The following is a 24,431-nucleotide window of genomic DNA, read 5'->3' on the forward strand; positions in this document are numbered from 1 at the left end:
GCATGCCGGCCTGCCCCGCGCTGTTCGTCAGCGCGCCCGCGTCCGGCCAGGGCAAGACGTCGGTGACGGCCGGCCTCGCGCGGCTGCACCGCCGGCTCGGCCGTCGCGTACGCGTGTTCAAGACCGGGCCCGATTTCCTCGATCCGATGCTGCTCGAACGGGCAAGCGGCGCGCCGGTGCACGCGCTCGACCTCGGGATGGTCGGCGAGGCCGGTTGCCGGGCGCTGCTCGCCGACGCCGCGCGCGACGCGGACCTGATCCTGATCGAAGGCGTGATGGGCTTGTTCGACGGCACGCCGAGCAGCGCCGATCTCGCGGCCGCGTTCGGCGTGCCGGTCGTCGCGGTGATTTCGGCGAAGGCGATGGCGCAGACGTTCGCGGCAATCGCGTTCGGGCTCGCACGGTTCCGGCCGGAGCTGCCGTTTCACGGCGTGCTGGCCAACCGCGTCGGCTCGGCGCGGCACGCTGAGCTGCTGCAACAGGCGCTGCCCGCGGATCTGCGCTGGCTCGGCCACGTGCCGGCCGATGCGGGCATCGCGCTGCCGGAGCGCCATCTCGGCCTGCATCAGCCGGCCGACATCGACGATCTCGACGCGCGGCTCGAGCGCGCGGCCGATGTGCTCGCGCAGACGGCGCTGGCCGAGTTACCGCCGGCCGTCGCGTTCGCGGAGCCGGACGTGGCCGCGCCGCTGTCGCGTGCGCTGGCCGGCAAGCGGATCGCGGTGGCGCGCGATGCGGCGTTTTCGTTCATCTATCCGGCGAATCTCGCATTGCTGGACGCGCTCGGTGCGCAGTTGCGGTGCTTTTCGCCGCTTGCCGACGAACCCGTGCCCGACGAGTGCGACGCGCTGTTCCTGCCGGGCGGCTATCCGGAACTGCATGCGGCGACGCTGGCGGCGAATGCCGCGCCCGCACGGACGATTCGCGCGCATGCGGCCGCTGGCCGGCCGATCGTCGCGGAATGCGGGGGGATGGTGTATCTGTGCGAATCGCTGACCGACGTGGACGGCTTGACGACGCCGATGCTCGGCGTGCTTCGGGGCCATGCGACGATGCAGCGCCGGTTCGCGGCGCTCGGCATGCAGCGACTCGATACGCGCACCGGACCGATGCGCGGACATACGTTTCACTATTCGCGGCTGGAGACGCCGCTGGTGCCGGTCGCGACCGCCGCCCGCCCCGACGGCGAGGCCGGCAGCGGCGAAGCCGTCTATCGCAGCGGCGCGATCGTCGCGACGTACATGCACATGTACTGGCCGTCGAATCCGGCTGCGGTCGTGGCGTTGTTCAGCGGGGAAGCGTTCTAGACTGATCGGTGCCGTGTCCGCGTCGACGTGGCGCAATGCTGTCGGTATCGAGCAGCGCTTTGCAGCGATTACGGCAGCCGACGTGCGCAGCTACAGATGTCGTTCGATGTCCATCGGTTGATGCGGGACACGGATGACGTCGCGGGTTTCATCCGTTTCGCGACTCCAAAGCGGGGCCGATAGTCGGCCCGGTGCCGCATGTCTCGCATCCTCAGTCACACCAGAAACGCCTCGGCCAACTTCACCCAGTACGACGCGCCGGTCGGCAGCGCCGCATCGTTGAAGTCGTAGCCGGGGTTGTGCACCATGCAGCCGCCCTCCCCGTCGCCGTTGCCGATGATCAGGTAGCAGCCCGGCCGCTTCTCGAGCAGGAACGCGAAGTCCTCGCTGCCGGTGAGCGGCACCATGCCGTCGATCAGGTTGGCTTCGCCGACCCATTCGCGGGCAACGCCGCGCGCGAACGCCGTCATCTCCGCATCGTTCACGAGCACCGGGTAGCGGCGCTGGTAGTCGATCGTCGCGCTCGCGCCGAACACGGCCGCCTGCGCATGCACGACCTCCTTGATGCGCGTTTCGAGCAGGTCGCGCACGTCGGGCTTCAGCGCGCGCACCGACAGGCGCATCTGCGCGCGATCGGGGATCACGTTCGGCGCTTCGCCCGCGTGGATCGCGCCGACCGTGATGATCGCCATGTCGAGCGGCGACACGTTGCGCGACACGATCGTCTGCAGCGCCAGCACGATCTGCGCGCACACGACGACCGGATCGATCGCCCGATGCGGCACCGCGCCGTGGCCGCCGCGGCCCTGCACGTCGATGACGACGGTATCCGACGACGCCATGAACGAGCCCGGCAGGAAGCCGAATTTGCCGGTCGGGAAGCCCGGCATGTTGTGCATCGCGAAGATCGCGTCACACGGGAATTGCTCGAACAGCCCTTCGTCGAGCATCTTCTTGGCGCCGCCGAGCCCTTCCTCGGCCGGCTGGAAAATCAGGTTCAGCGTGCCCGAGAAGCGGCGTTCGCGCGCGAGGTGCTTCGCGGCCGCGAGCAGCATCGCCGTATGGCCGTCGTGGCCGCATGCGTGCATCTTGCCCGCGATCGTGCTCTGGTACGGCAGGCCCGTCGTTTCGTGGATCGGCAGCGCGTCCATGTCGGCGCGCAGGCCGAGGCGCCGCTTGCCGTCACCGACTTTCAACTGGGCGACGACGCCGGTGCCGCCGAGCCCGCGATGCACGGTGTAGCCCCACGACTGCAACTGCTCCGCGACGAGATCGCTCGTCGCGAATTCCTCGAAACCCAGTTCGGGATGGGCGTGGATGCGATGCCGGATCTCGATCATTTCGTCGGCGAGGCCTGCGGGGATCACGCTGTGCGTCACGGTGTCGTCTCCTGATGTGCGATGGGGAACATGCAGGCAACGATAGTCGATTCGGCAGCAACCGGGCAGACGGAAAGTCGTCGCGGCGGCAACTCATGGTTGCCACCCGTTGCAAGGCCGCGCACGCCGTCGCATCGACGCCGCGCGCCCCGCCCCGTCACGGCAACCGGAAGGTGTCGAAGAACGTATCGCGCTCGATCACCGTGAGCGCCGCGCGCTTGTGCGGGAAATCGAATTCCTTCAGCGTGTAGAACCCGAGCCGGTGCATGTACGCGATATGCCGCACGTGATCGACGCGCGGCTCGCCGACGAGCCGCTGCGTACGCGGTTCGTCGACGAACATGTAGTGCAACACCCCGCTCCACCATGCGTGCAGCTTGCCGGCGCTCTGGAAACGCGAATCGCCGATCAGCAGGTGCAGCCCGCGATCGTAGTCGTGCGCGTCGTAGAACGGCGCGAGGCGGTCCTCCTTCGCCCAGTAGAACTCGAAATAGCCGAACGGCGTGTCGTCGAAATAGCCGATCATCGGGTGCATGTGCGGATCGGCCAGCCGTTCGGCCAGATACGCCGCGTGCTCGTCGCGCGTGCCGCGCTGGTCCCAGAAATGCGCGACGCGGTCGAGGTTCATCCAGCCGCTGAACAGGTCCGCGTGGGCGTCGATGTCGACGGTGCGCAGGCTGAACGTCATCCCGACCTGCGGCATGCTGCGCGCATAGATCTCGCCGGCCGGCGACGGCGGCCGCACCGGATGCCGATGGCCGTTCGTGATCGCGTAGCGCAGCGGCATTCCGCCCGACGCGGGCGCCTTCAGCCACGGCCGCGGGTTCTGCCAGAACGTCGTGCGCGACACGGTGAGCCGCAGCGTGTCGCCCGCGACCTGCGCGCCGTCGATCACGCCTTCGCGCACCGCCCGCGCGACGTACGATGCGACGGCCGTCGCATCGGCGCCGCCGAGCGGCACCGAGATCGTCGCCGCGTCGTGCCGCGTGTCGGTGTTGAACAGCGCGACGAACGTCGCGAGCAGCGCGTCCGGCGCGTCGTCGGGCCGCCACGCGTCGAGCGCATGCTCGACGATGGCCGCCGCCTGCCCGTGCGCGGCGCTGTCGAGCGCCGCGGCCACTTCACCTTCGACGGCGTCGGTTGCGCCGGCCGGTTTCGTCAGCGTGTCTTGCATCAGCATGCTCCCGCGTCATGGCGATCGGCGAGGACGTGCAGCCCGCGCTCGAGCGCCGGAAACAGGCTGCGCTGGAAGTTGTTCCAGCGCAGCTCGAGAATCGTGTCGTCCGGCGCGATCGGCGTGTCGAGCACGTCGCAGATCACCTCGCCGGAATCGATACCGTTGTCGACGTAGTGGAACGACGCACCCGTCATCGTCACGGGTTCGATCGACGACGTCGCGCCGGTGGCCCAGTCGACGCGTTCGCCGCGCGCACCGTGCAGCGCGTCGAGCGTCGCCCATGCGCCGCGCCGCTGGTACGGCGAACCGTCGGCCGTGATGCCCGGGTGGATGTTCGCGATGCGCCGGTGAAAGCGCGCGCCCGGCCGCACGAGTTCGTCGAGGATCACGAGCAGCCCGTCGAGCACGACGATGTCGGCGTCGAGTTCCAGCAGGCGCTCGAGCAGGCGGCGCTCGAACGCCTGTTTGCCGGCCACGCGCTCACGTGCGTCGCGCGGCAGCCGCCGGTACGTCGACGGGATCGAACAGAACAGCGCGTCGACCGGCCGGCCCTGCACCGTCAGGCCTTCCGGCAGGATCCACGGGCGGCCCGGCGTGCGTGCGAACCCGTAGTCGGCCACTTTCGCGCGGTCGGCAGGCGAGCCTTCGTCGTCGTCGACGATCACGCCCTGGAGCGTGTAGCGTTCGCCGAGCGGCGAATCGTTCAGGCGCTCGACGAGGAATTCGAGCGGCGCCTTCATGTAGCGCGTGCCGCCGCGATAAGCGACCGGCTGGCCGGCGCGATCGGCCGCGCCGTTGCGCAGCGACTGGATGTAGACGAGATTTTTCTTCGGCATGGATGCGTCGTGGAAAAGCGGACGAAGACGCCGCGGCCCACCTGCACCGGCCGCGAGGCCGGCCGGCGCGCCGCGGCGCGCGACGTCACCAGTTGTATTTCGCGGTCGCGATCACGGTGCGGTCGGTCCCGAAAATGCAGACGTTCATCGACTGGCAACCGCTGATGTAGTGGCGATTGAACAGGTTCGTCCCGTTCACCGCGAAGCGCCAGTTACGCGTGTCGTAATGCACGCCCGCGTCGAACAGCGTGACGCTCGATACCGTCAGCGAGTTGTCGGCCGCACCGGCCGACGCGCTCTGGTAGCGAATGCCGCCGCCGAGGCCGAAGCCGGCGAGCGGCCCCGTGTGCCAGGTCCAGTCGGTCCACAGCGACGCCATCTGGCGCGGCCGCGGAATGTCGACCGGCCAGTTGTTCAGCGAGACGTCGTTGGCCTGGATGACCTTCACGTCCTGGTAGACATAGGACGCGACCACCGACAGGTTCGGCGTGACCTTGCCGGTCGCGCTCAGCTCGATCCCGCGCGAGCGCACCTCGCCCGACTGCACCGACTTCGTGCCGCCCGGATCCTGGCTCGGCAGCGCCGGCGTGATCCCGTTGGTCTGGTTGATCTGGTAGATCGCCGCGTTCAGCATCAGGTTCTTGCCGGGCGGCTGCCAGCGCAGGCCGGCTTCGATCTGCTTGCCGCGCGTCGGTTGCGGCAGCCCGCCGCCGAGCAGGTTCACGCCGATCAGCGGATTGAACGACGTCGCGTAGCTGATGTACGGCGACAGCCCGTAATCGCCCTGGTACGTGAGGCCGACGCGGCCGGTGAACGCCGTGACGTCCGCCTTCGTCGACGTACCCGCCGCGCGGTCGTCCTGCCGCATGTTGACCCAGTCCTCGCGGCCGCCGAGCGTCAGCGTCCAGCGGTTCCACTTGATCTGGTCCTGCGCGTACAGCCCGAACGTGTTCATCGTCGTGTACGTGTTGGTGCGGCTCGTGGCGTCCGGATCCGAGAACACGCCCATCGTGACGGGCGTATACACCGGGTTGTAAAGATTCAGCGTCGGCGCGGCGGCGAGCCATTCGCTGTCGGTCGCGGTTTGGCGGTTGTACTGGAAGCCGAGCAGCAGCGTATGCTGCAGCGGGCCCGTCGCGAAGCGGCCCTCGAGGTTGTTGTCGATGTCGAAGCGGCTGTAGTTCATCTGGAACAGGCCGGCCCAGCGCGATACGTCGGTCAGGCTGTCGCCGGCGAAGCCGTTGGCGAACACCGACGCATTGTCGAGCGACAGGTGCATCAGGCGCGTGTTCTGACGGAACGTCCAGGCCGGCGTCAGGTTGCGCTCGAACTGGTAACCGATCGACCACTGCTTCTTGCGGTAGTAGTTGAAGTTGCCGTCGCCTTCGTAGATGTCCTTGTTAATCTGGCCGTTCGGGTTCGGCAGCACGGTGCCCTGCGCGGGCAGGAAGTTCGACGAGATGTCGCCCCAGTCCTGCAGGTAGGTCGCGGACAGCGTCAGCGACGTATCGGCGTCCGGGCGCCAGCGGAACGACGGCGCGAGCGCGACGCGCTGGTCGTTGTTCGGGCCGGTCAGCGCGTTGCCGTCGCGCGCGACGCCGACGAACCGGTACGCATACTTGCCGTCCGGGTCGAGCTTGTCGCCGACGTCGATCATGAACTGCTTGCGCGCGTAGTTGCCGATCTGCACACCCGCTTCGCGCACGCGCTCGCCGTCGGCGAGCTTGGTGTGCACGTCGATGATCGCGCCCGGATCGCCCGCGCCGTACAGCACCGAGGTCGGCCCGCGCAGCACGCTGATGCTGTCGATCATGTACGGATCGACGCGCCAGCTCGCGAGGTTGATCGTGTTCGGCACCTGCAGCCCGTTCACGTAGGCGGTCGGCGTAAAGCCGCGCAGCGCCGCGTACCAGTCGGAGCGGTTGTCCGAACCGTACGACGAGAAGCCCGGCACGTAGCGCAGCGCCGCGTTCACGTCGGTGGCGCCGGTCATCTCGATCTGCTGCGCGGTGACGACGTTGATCGTCTGCGGGATCTCGCTGAGCGGCGTGTCGGTCTTGGTGCCGGTCGTGCTGCGCTTCGCGACGAGCCCGACCGTGCCGTCTCCTGCCGAGGCCGCGTTGACGGTGATCGCCGGCAGCGTGCCGTTTTGCGCGCCGGTCGACGGATTCGTCGTCGCGCCGTTTTGCGCACTGCTGGCCGACGCCGCGGCGCCCGCGTTCACGGCCGGCGCCGTCTGGGCGTATGCGTGCCCTGCCGCCGCCGTACCGAACGCCACGCTTGCCGCGGCTGCGATCGCACGCAAACGCGTGCCTGTTGCCCACTCCATCTTCTTCTGCTCCAGTTTTTTCATGCGGTCTCCGACCGCGCCTTTGTCAAAGAGCGAAAGCCATCCGGCCTGCGCTCACCCCGTTATTCAGTCGTTTTTCGTGCGTGGCCCGGGCCACGCCTTCATCGTGCGCGGGCGCGATCCCGTTTTCGAGCGACGCGCAGATTTCGTCCGCACGGCGCGCCAGGACCGACAGCAGCGTGTCGGACAGGCCGTGGCTGTCTTCGCAGCAGCCTTGCAGGTAGATGCGCGGCGCGAAGTGCTCGGGCGTCGCGAGCAGGTAGTCGCGCGTCACGTCGCCGCGCGTGAGCGCGTCGCCCAGATGCGGCGCGAGCCCTTCGAGCAGCGCCGAATGCGTGTCGCGGCGGTAGCCGGTCGCGAGCACGAGCGCGTCGAAGCGCTCGACGCGCGTGGCGCCGCTCATCCGGTCGCGCAGCGTCAGCTCGATACGGCCGTCGGCGGTGCGCACCGCGGCCTCGATCGCGCTGTTCGCGAGCAGCGCGTGACGCGGCGTGCCGTCGATGCGCTGCAGGTACAGCATTTCGTAGATCTGTTCGATCAGCGGCCGGTCGACCACCGCGTAGTTCGTGTCGCGATAGCGCTCGAGCAGCGCGCGACGCGCGTCCTGCGGCTGCGCGTAGACGACGTCGGTGAATTCGGGGCTGAAGATTTCGTTGACGAACGGGCTGTCGTCGGCCGGTTTCAGGGCGCCGGCGCGCATCACGAGGTTCGCGTCGACGTGCGGGAAACGGCGCGCGAGGTCGATGAACACCTCGGCCGCGCTCTGCCCCGCGCCGATCACCGCGACGCGGCGGCGCTCGCCGTCGGGCGACGCGACGAGCCGGTCGATGTCGGTCAGGTACGACGACGAATGGATCACGCGGTCGCGGCCGAGCGCGGCGAACGCATCGGGAATCGCCGGCGTGCCGCCGACGCCGACCGACAGCGCGCGCGTGACGCGCTGGCGCTCGTGGCCGGCCGCGTCGCGCGACAGCACGCGCAGCGCGTCGATCCTCGCGCCGTCGCCGCGCACCGGCTCGATTCCCAGCACCGTCTCGCTATAGTGGACGCGATCGTCGAACGCGTCGGCTACCCAGCTCAGGTAGTCGTGGAATTCGACGCGGGTCGGATAGAAGTTCTTCAGGTTGACGAATTCGTTCAGCCGGCCGCGTTCGAACAGGTAGTTGATGAACGTGTAGCGGCTTTTCGGATCGCGCATCGTGACGAGATCCTTCAGAAACGAGATCTGCATCCGGCAGTCGTCGAGCAGCATCCCGCGATGCCAGCCGAATGCCGGCTGACGCTCGACGAAGCAATGGGCGAGCGTGTGCGCGCCGCCGCGCTCCGCGAGGCGCACGGCCAGCGCCAGATTCGACGGCCCGAAGCCGACGCCGATCAGGTCGAATACGGTTTCTCTCTGCATGTCTCAGCTCCCTTGTCGGTGAATCCGGCCCGTCAGACGTGACGGCCGGAGAAGAACGTCTCGCGCAGCGTGCGCATCCACAGCGGCTGCGCGTCGGCCAGCGCGAGACGGCGCTGCCGCGCGAAGCCATGCCGCGCGAGATGGTCGGCAACCCGCGTGTGGCCGGCCGGCACGGCACAGCCGACCGCTTCGGTACGCAGGTCGTCGAGAAACAGGTAATGCACGACGGACGGCAGCCAGCCGGCCACGCGGTGCGGGCCGCGCCAGCGCGACTCGCCGACCAGCATCCGCAGCCCGCGGTCGTAGTCGCACGCCGCGACGTGCGGCCCGAGCGCGTCCTCCTTCAGCCAGAACGCCTCGAAATACGCGAACGGCTCGCCGTCGAAACAGCCGATCAGCGGCGTCACATGCGGATCGGCTTCCTGCGGCTGCCGGTCTTCCGCGCCGCGTTGCGCGGGCGGTGCGCCCGGCCAGCCGTCGCGCACGCGCGGCTCGTCGAACCAGCGGGCGAGCCGCTCGGCGTCCTCCGCCGGCTGCCAGCCGCGCAGCGTGAAGCGCACGCCGAGCGCCGGCAGGTCGCGCGCGTAGACCTCGCCGCGCGGCGCGGGCGGCCGGCGCGGATGACGCCGGCCGTCGGTGATCGTCGGCAGCGTCGCGCACGGCAAATGCAGACCGACGCGCCACAGGTCGGCCTGTTGCGCCCAGCCATCGCGCAGGCAGCGGCCGCCGTCGGCGAGCACGCCGCTCGCACGCAGCGCGTCGAGCGCGACGGCCGGCCAGGCGGCCGGGTCGAGCCGGATCGCCGCGTGGCACGCGCTGTCCGAAAACGCCGCGGCCAGTGCGGCCAGCAGCGCCCGCCGCTGGTCGGCCGGCGCCGCGCGATGGTTGTAGGCGACGAGGCGCAGCGCGCCGTCGTCGCCGAGCTGCGCGCGCAGCAACTGCGCGCCGATGCCGTCGCCGTGCGCGACGCGGATTTCCGCGCCGTCGCGCACGGCGAACAGGCCGTCCGCGAATGCGAGGCGGTAGGTATCGAGCATCGTGAATCCGTCCGGACGGACCTCAGCCAGCATGGCGCGCCTCCTGCCCCGTTTCCGCCTGGGCATCGAGCCGCGCGCCGAGTGCCGCGAGCGTCGGCGCCGCGAACACGTCGGCGACCGTCAGCGCATGACCGGCGCGGCCGGCCGCGTCGACGAAGCGCACGACGTCGAACGACGTCGCGCCGGCTTCGAACAGATCCGCATCGGGCTCGGGAGCGGCCGTCGCGAACGTGTCCGACCACAGCGCGGCGAGCACGGCGGCTGCATGCGACGGCATGGCGTCGGGCCGCGTTACCGCGTTGACGTGGGCGCCGAACGCAGCCTGCGCGGCTGCACGGGCATCAGGCGCGCCGAGCGCCGCTTCCGACGCGCCGGCGAAACGCGCGACTTCGTCGTGGTACAGCTCGACGAGCGCCTCGACGAAGTCGCGCGCGAGCAGTTCGTCCGCATACGAGAACGCGGCGCTCACGCGGCCGTCCGGATGCTCGACGACGTCCAGCTCCAGCGTGAACACGACGCGATGGCGCACGTCGTCGAATTCGGTCAGCGACAGGCCGGCCCAGTCGCGTGCGGCGGCACCGGTCGGGCGCAGGTAGTTGAACATCACCTGGAACAGCGGATTGGCCTGCGCGGCGCGCGGCGCGCGCAGCGCGGCCACGACGTCGGCGAACGGCACGTCGGCATGCGCATACGCGGCGAGCGCCGTGTCGCGCACCTGCGCGAGCACGTCCGCGCGGCGCGCGGCCGGGTCGATCCGCGTGCGCACGACGACCGAGTTGATGAACAGGCCGAGCGCCGCGCGGGCCGCGTCGCCGGTGAGCTCGCGCGTCGACGCGAGCACGCCGACCGGCTGGTCGGCCACGCCCGTCGCGCGGAACAGCGCGGTGTTGAGCGCCGCGTGCAGCAGCATCGGCAGCGTCGCGTGCGAGGCCGACGCGGCGTCGCGTGCCGCGCGAATCAGCTGCGCATCGAATTCGAACGCGATGCGGGCCGCGCGCCATTGCGGCACCGCCGGCGCGTCGGCGCGCTGTGGCAGCACGCGCGACGGCAGATCGGCGAGCGCATCGCGCCAGTACGCGACACGCGCCGGATGGCACGGCGCGGGGAGCACGAGCGGGACGGCCGGTCGGACGGCCGGCTGATCGGCTTCGTCGGCCGGCACGGCGCTGCCTTGCACGCGGGCGACATAGCGGGCGCGCACCGCGTCGAGCCACAGCTCGATCGATTCGCCATCCGACACGATGTGGTGGATCGTCACCGACAGCACGTGATCGTCCGCCGCGAGCCGCAGCACGCGGGCGCGCCACAGCGGCGCGTCGGTCGCGAGGTCGAACGGCGCGAGCGCATCCTCATCGGTCAGCGCGGCCGCGCGGGCCAGTGCATCGGCTTGCGTCGACAGGTCGATCACTGGCAGCGCGACGGCAACGTCTGCGTCGATCCGTTGGCCCGGCAGCGCGCCGTCGCGGACGACGAGCCGTGCCCGCAGCGCCGGATGCCCGGCTGCCACCTCCGCGAACGCGGCGCGCAGCGCATCGACATCGAGCGGCCCGCGCACGCGCAACGCAACCGGAATGTTGTACGCGGCGCTGTCCGGCTGCGCGCGCCACAGGAACCACAGGCCGAGCTGCGCGGGCGACAGCGGCCACACGCCGTGGGCGTCCGGTTTGACCACGGCGACGCCTGGCGCCGTGGCGCCGGTATGCGCGGCGCGCGGCGCATCGGCCACCTGCCGCGCGTATTGCGCGAGCACGGGCGCCTCGAACAGCGCACGCACCGGCACGTCGCGGCCGAGCCGTTCGGCCACGCGCGTCGCGACACGCACGGCCGCGAGCGAATGGCCGCCGAGATCGAAGAAGTGATCGCCGCGGCCGACGCGTTCCAGGTTCAGCACGTCGCACCAGATCGCCGCGAGCGCGGCTTCGTCGCCGTCGTGCGGCGCCTCGTACGCGCGTTCGACGCGCACCGGCGCCGGCAGCCGCGCACGGTCGACCTTGCTGTTCGCGTTGCGCGGCAGCGCATCGAGCACGATCAGTTGCGCGGGCACCATGTAATCGGGCAGCGTGCGGCGCAGGTGCGCGTCGAGCGTCGCGGCTTCGACCGGCTGCGCGGCCGCCTGCGCCTCCGCGGTCAATTCGACATACGCGACGAGCTGCGCGAGCGCGCCCTGCCCGTGCACGACCGCGCAGGCTTCCCGCACCGCGTCGTGCGCGGCGAGCTGCGCTTCGATTTCGCCGAGTTCGATGCGCAGGCCGCGCAGCTTCACCTGGTGATCCACGCGGCCGATGAAATCGAACACGCCGTCCGCGCGGCGCCGCACGAGGTCGCCGGTACGGTACAGCCGCGCGCCCGGCGCGCCGTACGGATCGGGCACGAAACGCTCGGCCGTCAGCGCCGGGCGATCGAGATAGCCGCGCGCGACGCCGATGCCCTCGCCGCCCAGGTACAGTTCGCCGATCACGCCGACCGGCAGCGGATGCAGCCGCGCGTCGAGCACGTGCGCGGTGCGCGCGCCGACCAGCGTGCCGATCGGCAGATACGCGGCGTCGCCGAGTTTCGCGAGATCGTCGCCGGGCCGGAACATCCACAGCGTCGGCGTGATGACCGTTTCGGTCGGGCCGTAACCGTTGACCACGCGCACGTTCGGCAGCGCGCGGCGCAGCATCGCGAACGCCTCGCGCGACGTCGCCTCGCCGCCGACGGTCAGCGAACGCAGCGTCGGCGGTGCGCCGTGCGCGAGCGCCCATTCGGCGAGCTGTGCCGCGCAGCCGGGCGGCACGTAGGTCATCGTCACGCCGTCGCGCATCATCATCGCGCAGGTCTGCGCGGGCGGCCACAGCACGTCGGCCGTCACCGACACCGCGGCGCCCGACATGTATTGCGAAAACCAGCCTTCGTGCGCGCCGTCGAAATTGACCGACTGAAACAGCAGGAACACGTCGTTCTCGCCCGCGCCGTAGCGCTCGGCGATCGCCGCGCAATGCAGGGCGAACGACGCGTGGTCGACGATCACACCCTTCGGCTTGCCGGTCGAACCCGACGTGTAGATCGCATACGCCGCATGGCCGGGCAGCACGTCCGGCAGCGCGACGTGCGCGGCTTCGTCGAGTGTATCGATTGCGTCCGCGCGCCACACGCGCAGTTCCGGCAATTCGGGCAACGACGCGGCGCTCGCGCCGTCGGTCAGCACGTGCGCGATGTTCGCGTCGCCCACGATCTGCGCGAGCCGTTCGCGCGGATGCGCCGGATCGAGCGGCACGAACGCGGCGCCCGACTTCAGCACCGCGATCAGCGCGACGAGCAGGTCGACCGAACGCTGCAGCGCGACGCCGACGCGCATCTCGGGCCGCACGCCGGCCGCCACCAGATGGCGCGCGAGGCGCGCCGCGCGGGCATCGACTTCGCCGCGCGTCAACGCGCGATCGACGTCGGCGACGCCGCGTGCGTCGGGCCGTGCGTGCGCATGCGCGGCGATGCGTGCATGCACCGGCACGAACGGCTCGGCATCGGTCGCGCCGGCCGGCGCGTTCCATGCGAACAGCTGCGCACGTTCGTCGGCCGGCAGCCAGTCGAGATCGCCGATCGGCAGGTCGGGACGCGCGAGCGCATCGGTCAGCAGCGTGACGAAGCGCGCGGCCAGCCGTGCGATCGCGTCCGCATCGAACAGGTCGAGCGCGTAGATGAAGGCGGCGTCGAAGGTGCCGTCCGGCGTCGCTTCGACGGACAGCGTCAGGTCGAACTTCGCGGACGGCGTGCCGGACGGCAGCAACGCGGCCGACGCCGCGCCGAGCGCCGGCAGCGCGCGGCGTTCGCCATACGCGGCCATCACCTGGAACAGCGGATGGTGGCTCGCGCTGCGCGGCACGCCGAGCGCGTCGACCACCTGTTCGAACGGCACGTCCTGGTGCATCTGCGCGTCGACGAGCGCGCGCTGCGTGCGTTCGACCAGCGACGAGAAATCGCCGTGCGCGGGCACGTCGACGTCGATCGCCAGCGTATTGACGAAGAAGCCGATCAGGCCGGCGACTTCCGCGCGCTCGCGGTTCGCGGCCGGCACGCCGACGCAGATCCGCGCGTCGCCGGTCGCGCGCGCCAGCAGCGCATCGAGCGCGGCGAGCAGCACCGCGAACGGCGTCGCGCCGGATGCGGCCGCGAACGCGCGCAGCTGCGCGCCGAGGCGCGCGTCGAGCGAAAACACATGACGCGCGCCGCGCGCACTGCGCCGGGCCGGCCGGGCGCTCGCGCCGGGCAGCGTCAGCACACCGCGCTGCGGATCGAGCCGTTCGCGCCAGAACGCGAGCTGACGGTCGCGCTCGCCGGCATCGAGCCAGCGGCGCTGCCACAGCGCGTAGTCGGCATACTGGATCGGCAACGGCGCGAGCGGCACCGGTTCGCCCGACGCATACGCACGATAGAACGCGGCGAGTTCGGACAGCATCACGCCCGACGACCAGCCGTCCGACACGATGTGATGGACGGTCAGCGCGAGCCAGTGATGCGTCGCGTCGAAGCGCACCAGATGCGCGCGCACGAGCGGCGCCGTGCCGAGATCGAACGGTTCGGCCTCGTCGGCCGTCGCGACGGCTTCCGCGCGCGCTACGCGTTGCGCGTCCGGCAACGCTTCGAGATCGGTTTCGCGCCACGGGCAGCGCAGCGGTGCGTGGATCGTCTGCGCGACGCCGTCCTGCGCTTCGTCGAAAGTCGTACGCAGCGCTTCATGGCGCGCGATCAGTGCGTCGCACGCGAGGCGCAGCGCATGTACGTCGAGCGGGCCCGTCAGCGCCAGGCGCTCGGTGATGTGATACGCGTCCGGCGCATCGATCAGCCGCGCGTGCAGCCACAGCCGCGTCTGCGCGAACGACGCCGGCACGCGGTCGGTACGCGGCGTGCGCGGCGGGATCGGCAGCACGCGAAAGTCGATGCCGGCCGCGCCGAGTTTGTCGATGAAGACCGCGCGCTGCGCGTCGGGCAGTTGCGCGAAACGCGTCGCGAGCGCGAGCCAGTCGGGTTGCACCTTCGTCATCCGTCGTCCTTATTGGGTTTCCAGTTCGCCGAGCAGCGCGTCGATCGCGCTCGCCGCATCGGTCGCGCCGCGTGCCGCGCAGGCCGCGTCGATCGCTTCCGCGCAGCGCACCAGCGTGCGCGTGTCGAACAGCGTGCGCAGCGGCAGCGCCAGGCCCCAGTGCAGGTTGGCCTGCGCGTGGGCCTGCGTCGCGAGCAGCGAATGGCCGCCGAGCAGGAAGAAATCGCCATCGCGGCCGATCGCGTCCACGTGCAGCACGCGTTGCCAGATGTCAGCGAGCGCGCGCTCGGTGTCGGTCGCGAGTTCGACGGCGTCGGCCGCTTCACGCACCGGCGCGGGTAGCGCATGGCGATCGCACTTGCCGTTCGGCGTGACCGGTAAAGCGTCGAGCTCGATCAGCTGCGACGGCACCATGTACGCCGGCAGTTGCGCGCGCAGCGCGTCGAGCAGCGCCGCACGGTCGAGCGGGCCGGCCTCGCCGCGGGCGACATAGCCGATCAGTTGCTCGTCGCGCACGATCACGACCGCATCGTTGACGCCCGGCGCCGCGCGCAGCAGCGCCTCGATCTCGCCCGGCTCGATCCGCTGACCGCGCAGCTTCACCTGCGTGTCGACCCGGCCGAGGTAGTCGAGCGCGCCGTCCGCGCGCCGGCGCGCGAGGTCGCCGGTGCGGTACATGCGGGCGCCCGGCACGAACGGATCGGGTACGAACCGCTCGGCGGTCAGCGCGGGACGGCCGAGATAGCCGCGCGCGAGGCCCGCGCCCGCGAGATACAGTTCGCCGGTCGCGCCGGCCGGCACCGGCTGCCACGCGGCATCCAGCACGTGCAGTTGCAGGTTCGCGATCGGATGGCCGATCGGCACCGCGACCGCTTGCGCGTCGTCGGGCCCGCAGGTCCAGTGCGACACGTCGATCGCGGCCTCGGTCGGCCCGTACAGGTTCACGAGCGTCGCGTTCGGCAACAGGCGCGCCATCTTCGCGACGAGCTCGGGCGCCAGCGCCTCCCCGCTCGCGACGATCAGGCGCACGCTGTCGCATTGCGCGGCGGCCGAGAAATCGTCGAGATGCGCGGCGAACGCGGCGAGCATCGACGGCACGAAATGCAGCACCGTCACGCCGTGCGCGTGGATCGCGGCAGCCAGACGCGCCGGATCGCGGTGGTCGCCGGGCGCGGCGATCGCGAGCTTCGCGCCGATCGCGAGCGGCCACACGAATTCCCACACCGACACGTCGAAGCCGAACGGCGTCTTGTGCAGCACGACGTCGTCGCGCGTCAGCCGGTACGCATGCTGCATCCACGCGATCCGGTTCGCGAGCGCGCCGTGCGTGTTGCCTGCGCCCTTCGGCTTGCCGGTCGAGCCGGACGTGTAGATCAGGTACGCGAGCTGCGCGTCGTCGATCGCCGCGGTTTCATCGGCGACATCGTCCGCTTCGTCGGCCAGCAGATCCGCGACCGTCAGCAGTTGCGTGTCGGCGTCCTCGCCCAGCGCGGCCTCGACCTGCTCGCGCAGATGCGCCTGCGTGATCGCGACGGCCGGCCGCGCGTCGCGCAGCAGGTATGCGATGCGCTCGGCCGGATAGTCGGGATCGACCGGCAGGTACGCGGCGCCGGCCTTCAGCACGCCGACGAGCGCCATCACCATGTCGAACGAACGTTCGACGCACAGCGCGACCGGTGTGTCGGGCCGCACGCCGCGCCGGCGCAGCGCGGCCGCGATGCGCGACGTGGCGGCGTCGAGTTCGCGATAGGTCGCGCGCTGCACGCGGCCGTGAGTGTCCGCGTACTCGAGTGCGATCGCGTCGGGCGTCGCGCGTGCCGCATCGACGAATTGCAGGTGCAGCGGCTGCCGTTGCCCGGGCGGCCAGGTCCGCGCGGTGTCCTGCGCACGTACCAGCGCGTCGCGGGTCGCCTCATCGGCGATCGACAACGTGCCGAGCCGCGCGTCCGGCGTGCGGGCCAGCGCATCGAGCGCGCAGGCAAACGCGCGATGCCAGGTCTCGACTTGACGCGCATCGACGCGTGCGGTGTCGTACCCGTAGTCGATCGTCAGTTCGGCGCCGCTCTCGATTACGAGCGTCAGCGCGAAATCGGTCGCTTCGATGCTGCGCACGCCGCTCAACGCCAGCGCGCGCGGATCGGCGTCGCGCACCGACTCGTCGACCGGATAGTTCTCGAACACGACCAGCGTGTCGAACAGTGCGCCGCCCGACCCGCGCGCCCAGCGCTGGATGTCGGCGAGCGGCGTGTGCGCGTGTTCGGCGGCGGCCGCGTTCTCGCGCTGCAGCGTGTGCAGCCAGTCGGCCGCACATTGCTGCGGCGCCGGCGCGGTGATGACCGGCAGCGTGTTGATGAAAAGACCGAGCACCGAATCGACGTCCGCGAGCGCATCGGGACGGCCCGCGACGGTCGCGCCGAACGCGACGGCCGGCTGGTGCGTCATCCGTTGCAGCGCGAGCGCCCACGCGCCCTGCACCAGCGTGTTGACGGTCAGCTTCAGCGCGCGGGCAGTCTGCGCGACGCGCGTCATCGTGTCGGCATCGAGCGTCGCGCGCCACGTGGCCATCTCGGCTTCCGCGCGGTCGGCCGTGCGTTCCGCGATCAGCGTCGGTGCGTCGAGCCGCGCCAGGCGCCCGGTCCAGAAGCGTTCGTCGGCGTCGCGGTCGCGCGTGCCGAGCCATGCGATGAAATCGCGATAGCGCAATGCCGGACGGCTCGCGAACGGCGACACGGCGTCCGGGTCGCGATAGTCGCGCAGCACGTCGGCGAGCAGGCGCGCGGTGCTCCAGCCGTCGAGCAATACGTGGTGACGCGTCCAGACGACCCGCCACGCGTCGTCCGTCACGCGGATCAGCGTGAGCCGCATCAGCGGCGGCTCGCGCCAGTCGAAGCCGCGCGTGCGGTCGGCCGCGAGCCAGGCGTCGAAATCGGCGTCGAGCGTGTCGCCGCGCGTGCGCCAGTCGAGCTGTTCGACCGGCATGCGCGCGTGACGATGCACGCACTGCAGCGGCGCGGCTTCGTCCGGCATCACGCTCGTGCGCAGGATGTCGTGACGCGCGATGGACGCGTCGAACGCGGCCACGAGCCGGTCGGCGTCGAGCGCCGTCGCGGTCGCGACGAGCTGGTTCACGTAGCTCGCGTGGCCGGGCGCGAACAGCGCATGGAACAGGATGCCCTGCTGCATCGGCGACAGCGGATACACGTCGTCGATCGTGCGCCAGTCGAGCGGCGCGCGTTCGATCGCGCCCTGCGTGAGGCCGGCGGCCTGCGCGAGCGGGAAATCGCCCGGCGTCGCGCCGGCGCCGCGATGCGCGACGCGTGACGCGCAGGCGTCGACGAGTTCGCGCAGCGCGGCCGCGAAGCGTTCGGCGAATGCGTCGATCGTCGCGCGTTCGAATTGCGGCGCACCGTAGACCCAATGGACCTTCAGCGTGCGCGCGCCGTCGCCGTCCGTGTCGAGGTACGCATGGATCGCGAGCGTGTTGCCGAGCGGTCCGTTCGGATCGCGCTCGGTGCCGGTGCCGCCGAAACGCGGCACGAGCGTCGCCTCGCGCGGCGCGTCGAACTGGCCGAGATAGTTGAACGTGACGCGCGGGCGCGGCACGGCGGCCAGCGCCGCGCGCGTGGCTGCATCGCCATAGTGTGCGAGCACGCCGAAGCCTAGCCCCTTGTGCGGCACCGCGCGCAGCGTGTCCTTGACCGCGTACAGCGTGTCGCGGGCCGTCTCTTCGACCGGCAGCGTCACCGGGTAATGGCTCGTCAGCCAGCCGATCGTGCGGCTGGCGTCCGCATCGTCGAACAGTGCTTCGCGGCCGTGTCCTTCCAGTTCGACCCGGCACGATGCGGCGCCGCGCGCACCGGCCAGCGCCAGCGCGAGCGCCGCGCCGAGCAGCTCGATCGTCTGCGTGCGATAGGCCGCGTGCGCGTCGGTCAGCGCGGCGCGCGTCAATGCCGCGTCGATCGTCTGCACGACGACGGCCGCATCGGCGTTCGTCGCCGCCGCGTCGGGGTGATCGGCCACGATGTCGTCGCCCTGTGCCATGCCGGCCCAGTAGGCGGCTTCGGCCGCGAACGGCGACGCCGGTTCCGTTGCCGCGCGGGCGAGCCGTGCGGCCCAGGCGTCCGCGCGCAGGCCGGGCTGCGACAGGCGAACCGGCGTGCGCTCGCATGCGGCGCGATAGGCGCTGTCCAGGTCGTCGAGCAGGATGCGCCACGACACGCCGTCGACGATCGCGTGGTGAATCGCGAGATAAAGCCGGGTCGAACCGTCCGGCAACCGTGCCGCGCACGCGCACGCGAGCGGCCCGTTGCCGAGGTCGAGACGGCGCTGCAGCGCGTCGAAGCGTGCCAGCGCGTCGGCTTCGTCGCGTGCGGCGACTTCCATGAACGGCAGCGCATCGTACGGTTTCGCCGCATCGCTCGCGTGCCACGTGCCGTCGGCGCCGCGTGCGAAGCGCTGGCGGAATGCATCGTGATGCGTGAGCACCGCGTCGAATGCGCGGGCGAATGCGTCTGCATCGAACGCGCCCCGCACATCGAACGACACCGACTGGTTCCAGTGGCCGCGGTGCGGCATATCGAGCGCGAAGAAGCGCTGCTGCGCGGGCGTCAGGATCGCGGCGGCAGCCGGCGAGGCCGTGGCAGTCGCGGTCGCGGTCGGAACCGCGCTCGCCGGCTGCGCGGCAACGGCCGTGTCATCGATTTTCGCCACGCGCGCGAGTTCGGCGACGGTCGGCCCGTCGAACAGTTGCTTCGGCGTGAAGCGCACGCCGCGCTTGCGCGCACGGGCGATCACCTGCAGCACGAGGATCGAATCGCCGCCGAGTTCGAAGAAGTTGTCGTCGCGGCCGACCTTCGGCGCCTTCAGCACGGCCTGCCAGACGTCGGCGAGCACCGTTTCGACCGCGCCCTGCGGCGCATCGCTGGATGCGACTACAACCGGCACGGCTGCGAGTTCGCGCAACGCCGCGCGATCGATCTTGCCGTTCGCGGTCACCGGCAGGCGCGCCAGTGCGACGAACTGCGCGGGCACCATGTAGTCGGGCAGCTTCGCGGCGAGCGCCGCGCGCACCGCGGCTTCGTCGAATGCCGCGCCGTCGCGCATCACGACGAAGGTCGCGAGCCGCAGGCGGCCATCGTGCTCGATCGCGAGCGTTTCGGCCTGCGCGATCGGGCCGGCCGCACGCACGGCCGCACTCACCTCGCCCGGCTCGACGCGGTAGCCGCGGATCTTCACCTGATCGTCGATCCGGCCGAGGAACGCGAGGCGTCCGTCCGTACGCAGCCGTACGCGGTCGCCCGTGCGATACAGCCGTGCGCCGGGCGTGAACGGATCGGGCACGAAGCGCTCGGCGGTTTGCGCCGGGCGTCCGAGGTAGCCGCGCGCGACGCCCGGCCCGCCCAGATACAGCTCGCCCGTCGCGCCGGCCGGCACGCACGCGCCGAACGCGTCGAGCACCAGCGCGCGCGCATTCGGCAGCGGCAGCCCGAGCGGCACGCCGCTCGCGGGATCGCGCGCGTCGGCGGCAATCGACGCCGTGTCGCACGCGATCGCGCCGACCGTCGCTTCGGTCGGCCCGTAATGGTTGATCACGCGGCACGCCGGCGCGAGCGCGGCCAGGCGCGCGACGAGCGCCCACGTGAGCGTTTCGCCGCCCGTCACGAGCGCGTGGCGCGGCAGCACGTCGGCCGGCACGCGCGCGTCGAGCAACGCCTGCAGATGGCTCGGCACGATCTTCAGCATGCCGACTTCACGGCGGCGCATTTCGTCGGCGAACAGGTCCGGATCGAATGCGCAAGCGGCCGGCAGCAGATGGAGCGTACGGCCCGCGCACAATGCGCCGAACAGCGTCGTGTGGCCGAGATCGGCCGCGACCGTCGACACCATTGCGAACGACGCATCGGGCGCGAACGCGAGTTCGTCGAGCATCCCCTGCACATAGTCGGCCAGCGCGCCATGCGATACGACGACGCCCTTCGGCGTGCCGGTCGAGCCGGACGTATAGATCAGGTATGCACCCTGTTCCGGGTGCGGCGCAACGCGCACGCCGGCCGCATGAGCGAGCGTCGCGTCCTGCGCGAGCGCGTCGACGTCGAGCGGCTGCGCGTCGATGCCGGCCGGCCACGCGGCCGGTTCCGCGACGAGCGCCCAGCGCGCGTCGCAGTCGGCGGCAGCCGCGGCGAGACGCGCGGCGGGCTGGGCGGGGTCGAGCAGCACGGCGAGCGCGCCGGCTTTCAGCGCGCCGAGCAGGCCGACGACGAACCGTGTCGAGCGCTCGATGCAGACCACGACGGCCGCTTCGGCGGCCACGCCGCGTTGCGCCAGTGCCCGCGCGATGCGGTTCGATGCGTCGTCGAGTTCCGCGAACGTCAGCGAAGTCGATGCGTCCGACAGCGCGACGCGATGCGGATAGGCAGCCGCCTGCCGCGCGAATGCGGCGACGATGTCGGCATGCTCGATACGCAGCGCGCGACCGTCGCGCGGCTGGCGCGATGCAGCCGACGCATCGCACGGCAGCGCGGCCGTCGTATGCTGCGGAGCGTGCGCGGCCGCGCCGACGAGCGCCGCATAGCTGTCGAGCCACGCACGCGCGGTATCGGCATCGATGCAGTCGGTCGCATAGGCCGCGACCAGTTCGATCCCGTTCGCATCGTCGGTGAAATCCAGCGCGAAGTCGAAGCGCGCGGCGAGATCGGGCCCCGGCGTCGCGACCGCCGTGGCGCGCGGCAGCACGCTGTCGTGCCGTGCGTCGAACTGCTGCGCGAATTTCACGCGCAGCCATTCGTCGCCGCGCTTGACGGGCGGCTTCACCGCATCGACGACGCGCTCGAACGGCACGTCCTGGTGCGCGACCGCATCGAGCGCCGCGGTGCGCGCCGCGTCGACGAGCTCGCGGAACGGCAGCGTCGGCGCCACGCGTACCCGCAGCGCGACCGTATTCAGGAACAGACCCAGCAATGCACGCGTTTCGGGGCGCTGGCGATGCGCGACCGGCACCGCGACGACGACGTCCGTTTCACCGGTCACGCGCGACAGCCACGCGTCGAGCGCGGCCAGCAGCACCGTGAAGACGGTCGCCTGGGCGTCCCGTGCGAGTTGCCGCACGTCGGCCGCGACCGCATCGGGCAGGCGCACCGACACGCGGGCGCCCTGCAGCGTGCGCGTGGCGCCCGGCTGGCGGTCGACCGGCAACGCGAGCGGGCCCGGCACGTCGCGCAACGCGCCGCGCCAGTAGTCGAGCTGACGCTCGCCCTCGCCGCCGGCCAGCATGTCGCGCTGCCAGTCCGCGTAGTCGGCGTACTGGATCGGCAGATCGGGCAGTGACGGCTCGCGCCCTTCGGCATACGCGCAATACGCGGCCGACAGTTCGTCGAACGCGCAGCGCGAGCTCCAGCCGTCGGTGATCGCGTGATGCGCGGTCAGCAGCAGCCGGTGACGGTCGTCGGCGAGCACGACCAGCGTCGCGCGCAGCAGCGGGCCGCGTGCGAGGTCGAACGGCTCGGCCGCATCGCGCTCGGCCAGACGCGCGGCGTGCGCGTCGCGGGCGGCCGGCGGTTGATCGCGCAGGTCGACCGCGGCGATCGACACCGGCAGATGCGCATGAATCCGCTGCATCACGACGCCGTCGTCGTTGTCGACGAGCGTCGTGCGCCACGCTTCGTGACGGCCGATCACGTGATCGAGCGCGCGCTGCAGCGCGTCGCGGTCGAGCACGCCGTCGATCGTCCAGTGTGCGGCGATGTGATACGCGGCGCTTGCGTCGCGCGTTTGCGCGAGCACCCAGAAACGTTGCTGCGCGAGCGATGCCGCACGATCGACGTACGGCGCGGCCACGGCGGCCGGCGCACGGCGCGTGGTAATCGTGGCGAGCGGTTCGCCGGTCTCGCGTTCCGCACGGTCGACCGTGTCGGCCAGCTCGGCGAGCGCCGGATCGGCGAACAGCGTATCGAGCCGCAGATTCACACGAACGGCCGCACGAATCGCGGCCTGCAACTGCATCGCGGCGAGCGAATCGGCGCCCAGCGCGAAGAAACGATCGTCGCGCGACGGCATGACGTCGAGGCTCAGCAGCGTTTGCCAGAGACCGGCGATCTGCCGTTCGGTCGGCGTGCGTGGCGCATCGCCGGCGGCTTGCGTCGTATCGCGCGCGGCGGCAATCCGCTCGCGCAGCGCGGCACGGTCGAGCTTGCCGTTCAGCGTGTACGGCAGCGCGTCGCAACGCACGAACCGGTGCGGCTGCCATGCAGCCGGCAACTGCGCGGCCACGTGCGCCTTCAACGCGGCATCGTCGACCGCCGCGCGCAGCGCGACGCATGCGATCAGCCGCGTCGGCCCGTTAGCGGTATCGGCGATCACGGCCGCGTCCGCCACGGCCGGGTGCGAGCGCAGGCACGCGGCGATTTCCGCCGGCTCCACGCGTACGCCGCGCACCTGGACCTGATCGTCGAGGCGGCCCAGATAATCGTATGCACCGTCGTCGCGCAGGCGTGCCAGGTCGCCGGTGCGATAAACGCGCGCGCCGGGCTCACCGTCCGCATCGGGAACGAAACGTTCGGCCGTGAGCGCCGGGCGGCCGTGATAACCGCGGGCGACGCACACACCGCCGAGCAGCAGCTCGCCCACTCCATCGGCTTCGGCGCCGTCGATGCGTGCGACCCGCGGGCCGATCACGCTACCGATCGGCAACGACGCATACGCGTCGTCCGCGGCCAGCACCGGCGTCTCGCCCGGCTCGACCGGCCACAGCATCGGCGAGATCACGGCCTCGGTCGGCCCGTAACCGTTGATCAGGCGCACGGCCGGGAACGTGCGGCGCACGAATTCGAATGCCTGCTGCGGCAGCGCCTCGCCGCCGAACGCGAGCACGCGCAATGCCGGCGGCACGCCGTCGCGCGCGGCGACGGCCGCGAATTCACGCAGGTATGCCGGCGGAAACGCCGCGACGTTCACGGCTTCGCGCACCATCAGCGCATGCGCGTCGACCGGCGCGAACGGCTGCGGCGGCGCGACGACGATGCCGGCGCCGACCGCCAGCGGCGCGAGCCAGCATTCGTGCGCGGCGTCGAAATTGACCGACGCGAAATGCAGCAGACGGTCGCCGGCCTCGATCGGCAGCGCGGCGGCAAGCGCGTCGCAGTGCGCGGCGAGCGGCCCGTGCTCGACGACCACCGCCTTCGGCGTGCCGGTCGAGCCCGACGTATAGATCATGTACGCGGCCGAACGCGGGTGCACGGCCACGGTGTCGTCATCGAACGCATGATCCTGCGCGACGCCCGATGCGTCGGCGGTCGCGTCGAACGCGTGTTCGAACGGCGTGCCGAGCGCCGCGCGGCCGGCGGCGTCGACGATGCCGTGCCGCAGTTGCGCATCCTGCACGATCCAGTCGAGGCGCGCGGCCGGATGGCGCGGATCGAGCGGCACGAATACGCCGCCCGCCTTCAGCACGGCCAGCAGCGCGACAAACAGTTCGCCCGAACGCTCGACGCACACGCCGACCCGCACTTCGGCGCCGACGCCGGCCGCGCGCAGTTGCCGCGCGAGCTGCGATGCACGTGCGTCGAGCGCACCGCGCGACAGGCGCAGGTCGTTCTGGAAAGGCACCGCGATGGCGGGTGCGTCGGGCGCGAGGCGCGCCAGTTCGCGGATTCGGTGATGCAGCGCAGTCGGGAAACTCGTCATGTGCGTGAAGTCCTTCGGTCCGGCCGCTTCGGCCAAGTCTCGGGGCCGCTTGGGGCGGCTTCACTGGTGTGACGAACGGCGCGGCCGATTTTTTACCGTTTTGCGTGCAAAGTGCGTGCGGCGGCTTTTTTTGACGATGGGGCTAAATATTTGCGCGGCCCGTTCGTCTATCAGGGAGGAAAGCCGGGAATGGGGCGCGCCCCGCCCGCCGCTTTCGCGTCAGATTTGCCGTTTCCGCTTGATTG

General features: G+C 71.1%; 9 protein-coding genes. 1 reads left to right on the forward strand and 8 read right to left on the reverse strand.

All coding sequences use genetic code 11. From position 1 onward, the window contains the following. Nucleotides 1–2 precede the first annotated feature (2 nt). Nucleotides 3–1,307, forward strand: a complete 1,305-nt coding sequence (locus H0X91_RS21200; RefSeq protein WP_062910646.1) for a cobyrinate a,c-diamide synthase — start codon at nt 3–5, stop codon at nt 1,305–1,307. 215 nt (nt 1,308–1,522) lie between these two features. Here H0X91_RS21200 and H0X91_RS21205 read toward each other — a convergent pair whose 3' ends face one another. The 8 genes from H0X91_RS21205 to H0X91_RS21240 all read right to left on the reverse strand — a co-directional run bounded on the left by H0X91_RS21205 (nt 1,523) and on the right by H0X91_RS21240 (nt 24,186). After that, nucleotides 1,523–2,686, reverse strand: coding sequence for a M20 aminoacylase family protein (locus tag H0X91_RS21205; RefSeq protein WP_034201791.1), 1,164 nt, complete (start codon nt 2,684–2,686; stop codon nt 1,523–1,525). Nucleotides 2,687–2,843: 157 nt separating this feature from the next. Then, nucleotides 2,844–3,860, reverse strand: a complete 1,017-nt coding sequence (locus H0X91_RS21210) for a GNAT family N-acetyltransferase (RefSeq protein ID WP_062911432.1) — start codon at nt 3,858–3,860, stop codon at nt 2,844–2,846. Continuing rightward, complete coding sequence (locus tag H0X91_RS21215; RefSeq protein WP_034201792.1) at nt 3,860–4,699, reverse strand: N(5)-hydroxyornithine transformylase PvdF; 840 nt, start codon at nt 4,697–4,699, stop codon at nt 3,860–3,862. The genes H0X91_RS21210 and H0X91_RS21215 overlap by 1 nt, the downstream gene beginning before the upstream one ends. An 85-nt stretch (nt 4,700–4,784) precedes the next feature. Then, nucleotides 4,785–7,052 (reverse strand): TonB-dependent siderophore receptor, encoded by a 2,268-nt coding sequence (locus tag H0X91_RS21220; protein WP_062910647.1) that lies wholly within the window; start codon nt 7,050–7,052, stop codon nt 4,785–4,787. Nucleotides 7,053–7,074: 22 nt separating this feature from the next. Continuing rightward, a complete protein-coding gene (locus H0X91_RS21225; protein WP_062910648.1) occupies nt 7,075–8,451 on the reverse strand; it encodes a lysine N(6)-hydroxylase/L-ornithine N(5)-oxygenase family protein in 1,377 nt (458 codons plus the stop codon). Nucleotides 8,452–8,483: 32 nt separating this feature from the next. After that, nucleotides 8,484–9,521, reverse strand: coding sequence for a GNAT family N-acetyltransferase (locus H0X91_RS21230; RefSeq protein ID WP_046337228.1), 1,038 nt, complete (start codon nt 9,519–9,521; stop codon nt 8,484–8,486). Further along, nucleotides 9,511–14,508, reverse strand: coding sequence for a non-ribosomal peptide synthetase (locus H0X91_RS21235; RefSeq protein ID WP_196433311.1), 4,998 nt, complete (start codon nt 14,506–14,508; stop codon nt 9,511–9,513). Before H0X91_RS21235 ends, H0X91_RS21230 begins: the two co-directional genes overlap by 11 nt. A gap of 9 nt (nt 14,509–14,517) precedes the next feature. Beyond that, the gene (locus tag H0X91_RS21240; protein WP_196433312.1) at nt 14,518–24,186 is read right to left on the reverse strand and encodes a non-ribosomal peptide synthetase; all 9,669 of its coding nucleotides are present in this window, start codon (nt 24,184–24,186) and stop codon (nt 14,518–14,520) included. Nucleotides 24,187–24,431 lie beyond the last annotated feature (245 nt).

The sequence above is a fragment of the Burkholderia sp. 9777_1386 genome (assembly GCF_015712265.1).
Taxonomy (GTDB): Bacteria; Pseudomonadota; Gammaproteobacteria; order Burkholderiales; family Burkholderiaceae; genus Burkholderia; species Burkholderia cenocepacia.